This is a genomic window from Streptomyces sp. NPDC058955, from assembly GCF_042741435.1.
Classification (GTDB): domain Bacteria; phylum Actinomycetota; class Actinomycetes; order Streptomycetales; family Streptomycetaceae; genus Streptomyces.
Genome location: NZ_JBHYKM010000027.1, coordinates 1 through 4,265, shown reverse-complemented (window position 1 = coordinate 4,265; position 4,265 = coordinate 1). Strand labels below are relative to the sequence as shown.

Annotated in this window: 2 protein-coding genes and 1 pseudogene; 1 reads left to right on the top strand and 2 read right to left on the bottom strand. The window is 76.2% G+C overall.

From position 1 onward, the window contains the following. Positions 1–4: 4 nt before the first annotated feature. Positions 5–1,312, bottom strand: a pseudogene (locus ACFW1I_RS13475) (amino acid permease); the annotation flags it as partial. A gap of 53 nt (positions 1,313–1,365) precedes the next feature. Next, on the bottom strand, positions 1,366–2,367 hold the full coding sequence (locus ACFW1I_RS13470) for a hypothetical protein (RefSeq protein ID WP_384669407.1): 1,002 nt from the start codon (positions 2,365–2,367) through the stop codon (positions 1,366–1,368). 380 nt (positions 2,368–2,747) lie between these two features. On the opposite strand from ACFW1I_RS13470, the gene ACFW1I_RS13465 reads away from it, so the two are divergent. Further along, positions 2,748–4,220: an FGGY family carbohydrate kinase gene (locus tag ACFW1I_RS13465; protein WP_384669406.1), complete on the top strand. Its 1,473-nt coding sequence runs from the start codon at positions 2,748–2,750 to the stop codon at positions 4,218–4,220. The last annotated feature ends 45 nt before the right edge of the window (positions 4,221–4,265 follow it).

Genomic DNA, 4,265 nt, shown 5'->3' with positions numbered 1-4,265 from the left:
TCGGCCGGCTCCAGCGGCCGAGGCTCCACGGGCCGGGCGTGAAGGCGCGCCCGGCCCGCAGCCGCAGCAGGATCGGGATGGCGTAGGCGGGCGTGATGCCGATGACGTTGATCGCGGTGACCGCGCCGTAGGCGGTCGCGGAGTACAGCGAGGGCAGGGCGAGCACGGCGGCGGCGCCGACCGAGAGCCAGACGGCCGGCACCGGCGTCCTGGTGCGGCGGCTGACCTTCCGCCAGGTCGCGGACGCGGGCAGGGCGTTGTCGCGGCTGAAGGCGAAGACCATCCGGCTGGCGGCGGCCACCTCGGCGTTGCCGCAGAAGAGCTGGGCGACGATGACGACGAGGAGCAGGGCGGTGGCGCCGCCGGTGCCGAGCGCGTCGAGCAGGATCTGGGCGGGCGGGACGCCGGTCTCGCTGCCGACGGTGCCCGCGTAGTCCTGGATGGCGAAGGTGAGTCCGGCGAGGAGGGCGAAGCCGGCGATCCAGGAGACCCAGATGGCGCGGACGATGCCCTTGGCCGCCGTGACGGAGGCGTTGGCGGTCTCCTCGGAGAGGTGGGCGGAGGCGTCGTAGCCGGAGAAGGTGTACTGGGCGAGGAGCAGGCCGATCGCGGCGACGTAGAACGGGTTGGCCCAGCCGGTGTCGTTGACGAACTCGGTGAAGACGAAGGAGGCCGACTGGTGGCGGTCGGGGACGATCGCGAGCGCGCCGACGATCACGGCGACGCCGGCCAGGTGCCACCAGACGCTGATCGAGTTGAGCACGCTGACGAGGCGGACGCCGAAGAGGTTGAGGCCGGCGTGGAGCAGCAGGATCGCCAGGAAGATCAGGAAGGTGGAGCCGGGGGTGGGGTCGAAGCCCCACTGGAGGTTGAGGAAGGCGCCGGTGAAGAGGGCGGCGCCGTAGTCGATGCCGGCGATGGCGCCGAGCAGACCGAGCAGATTGAGCCACCCGGTGTACCAGCCCCAGCGGCGGCCGCCGAGCCGGTCGGCCATGTAGTAGAGCGCCCCGGAGGTGGGGTAGGCGCTGGTGACCTCGGCGAGGGCGAGGCCGACGCAGAGGACGAAGAGGCCGACGCCGACCCAGCCCCAGAGCATCACGGCGGGGCCTCCGGTGCCGAGCCCGAAGCCGTACAGGGTCATGCAGCCGGAGAGGACGGAGATGACCGAGAAGCTGATGGCGAAGTTGCCGAAGCCGCCCATCCGGCGGGCGAGCACCGGCTGGTAGCCCAGCTCGCGCAGCCGGGCCTCCTCGTCCGGTAAGGCCGCCCGGGGCGGCGTGGGCGGCGCGTCCGTGGGGGTGGTGCGGGACATCGGGGAACCTCCGGGCGTGGGGACGGGAAGGACGGAGCGGTACGGGGGCGTGCTCAGCCGCCGAGACAGCGGGCGCGGGCCCGCAGGAAGACCTCCTCGGCGAGGGCGCGGTCGTCCGGACGCGGGGTGCGGCAGGCCCAGGGGGCGGGCGTGTAGTACGGGCCGAGGGCCTCGAAGACGCGCGCCGCGTCGTCGAAGCGCAGGGCGCCGAAGAGGGCGTGCGCCAGATGGTTGAGGTCCAGCTGGGACGCCTCCGGCACGGCGCAGTAGAGGAACCAGGCGTCCATCGCCCGCCGGGCCTCGCGCACCGCGTCCTCGGCGACCCAGTGCAGGTCGAGGGCGTGCTCGTGGCCCCGGTCGCGCCGGTAGCGCTCGACCCGCACATAGAGCGGCAGGGCGTGCAGGGCGGAGCCGCGGGGCGCCGAGGAGGCCGCCCACTGGGCGTAGTTGACGGCCTCGGAGAGCGGGCCTTCGCGGCGGGCGCAGACGAACTGGAGCATCCGGTGGTGCGCCTCGCGGTTGTACGGGTCGCGCTTCTCGGTCTCGGCGAGCAGCCCCCAGGGGCCGGGCGGCAGCATCGGCGCGGGCGGCGGGACGCGGTGCTCGGCGAGCTGCCGGCGGGCGTCGAGCGCGGCGAGGGCGAGGAAACCGATCCAGGGCACCGGGTCGGCGGGGGCGCGGTCGGCGGCCTCCCGGCAGGCGGTCCACGCCTCCTGCCAGAGCAGCCGGGTCCGGGCGTGGCCGGCGCGGTGGGCGCGGACGGCGCGCTCGACGGCGACCCGGCCGTGCATCACGGCGGCGGCGGAGCTGGCGGGCTGTTCGGTGCGCCAGGCGTGCACGACGTCGGTACCGGCGGCGACGGTGGCGAGGACCTGGGTGCGGCGGGTCCAGCCGTCCCAGCGCCCGGCCCCGGCGGTGTCGGCGGCCCTGGCGGTGTCGGCGAGGAGCCGCGCCATCTCGCCCCAGCGGCCGGTGCGCAGGTCCTGGAGCGCGTGCCGCAGGGCGTGGTCGTGGCCGGCCGGGTGGAAGACGGGCCGGAAGCCGTGGCCGGGCATCAGCGGGCGGGGCGGTGCGGCGTCGGCCCGGCGGTGCGGGGCGGCAGCACGGGCGTGGCGGGGCGGCCGGGCGGTGTGGGCCTGGCGGTGGGCGTGGTCATCGGTCCTCGGTCGAGCGCGGTCGGTCGGCGAACGGCGCCCGCGGTCCGTCGGCGAGCGGCGCTCACTATAGGCGCGACCGAAGGTGATCGTCCGTATCGCTCTCGTGACCGTAACTATCAGGCCACTGCCATATTTTGAACTACTGTCAGGTAGGCGTCGGCTACCTGACAGGTTCGGCGGACGGCACTTGACGGACGATCACCGGCCCGCCAGCCTGACCCCTTTGCGTGACCGGGCGATCACCCGGCGACGGCGGACCCCAGGACGGGAGCAGGTTCATGACGGGCGGCCCGGTACTCGCCGTCGACCAAGGCACCTCCGGCACCAAGGCGCTCGTCCTGTGCCCCCGGCGCGGGGTCCTGGGCAGCGGCACGGCGCCGGTCTCGCCCCGCCCCCTGCCGGGCGGGCGGGTCGAGGTGGACCCCGGCGAGCTGTACGGCTCCGTGGTCGCGGCCGGCCGCGCCGCCCTCGCCGACGCGGGCGTCCCCGTGGTCGCCGTGGGCCTCGCCAACCAGGGCGAGACCGTGCTCGCCTGGGACCCGGCGACCGGCGAACCGCTCACGGACGCCCTGGTCTGGCAGGACCGCAGGGCGGCCGGGATCTGCGCCGAACTCGCCCCGCACGCCGAGACGTTGATGGGGCTGACCGGGCTGCCCGTCGACCCGTACTTCGCCGCCCCGAAGATGGCCTGGATCCGCCGCCACGCGACCGGCGCCGGGGTGGTGACCACGAGCGACGCCTGGCTGGTCCACCGGCTGACGGGCGCCTTCGTCACCGACGCGGCCACCGCGGGCCGCACCGGACTCCTCGACCCGGCCGCCGTCGCCTGGTCCGCGCCCGCCCTCGACCTGTACGGGCTCGGCGGCGAGCGGCTGCCCCGGATCGTCGACTGCGACGAACCGGTCGGCACCACCACGGCGTTCGGCCCGCGGCTGCCGCTCACCGGCCTCCTCGTGGACCAGCAGGCCGCCCTCCTCGCGCAGAGCGCCACCGCGCCGGCCGCCGCCAAGTGCACCTACGGCACGGGGGCGTTCCTGCTCGCCCGCACCGGCCCGCTCCCCCGCCGCACCACGACCGGCCTCGTCGGCTGCGTGGCCTGGCGGCTGCGGGGCCGTACCGAGCACTGCCTCGACGGGCAGGTGTACACGGTCGCGTCCGCCGTCCGCTGGCTCACCGACCTCGGGGTCGTCGGCGGGGCGGCGGACCTCGACGCCGTCGGCGGCTCGGTGCCCGACAGCGGCGGCGTCGCCTTCGTGCCCGCGCTCGCCGGACTCGCCGCCCCCTGGTGGCGCGGCGAGGCCCGCGGCACCCTCACCGGCCTCGGACTCGACACCGGCCGCGGGCACCTGGTGCGTGCCCTGGTCGAGGGCATCGCCGCCCAGGTGGTCGAGCTCGCCGGTGCCGCGGCCACCGACCGGGGCGCGCCCCTGGAGTCGCTGCGCGCCGACGGCGGCCTGACCCGCTCCGCGCTCCTGATGCAGACCCAGGCGGACCTGCTCCAGCTGCCGGTGGAGGTCGCCGCCCTCCCGGACGCGACGGCCCTCGGCGTCGGCGCGACGGCCCGCCTCGGCCACGACCCGGCACTCGCCGTGCCGGAGGCCGTACCGCCCTGGAAACCGTCCGCCGTCTACGAGCCCGCGATCTCGGCGGACGAGGCGGCGGAACGCCTGGGCCGCTTCCGGGCGGAGGTGACGGCGCTCCTCGCCCGCCCTCCGGCCGACGGCGGGGCCGCCCCGGAGGGGGCGTCGTGACCACGGCCCGGCCCACGCCGAGGACCCGCGGGCCGGCCCGGCCCG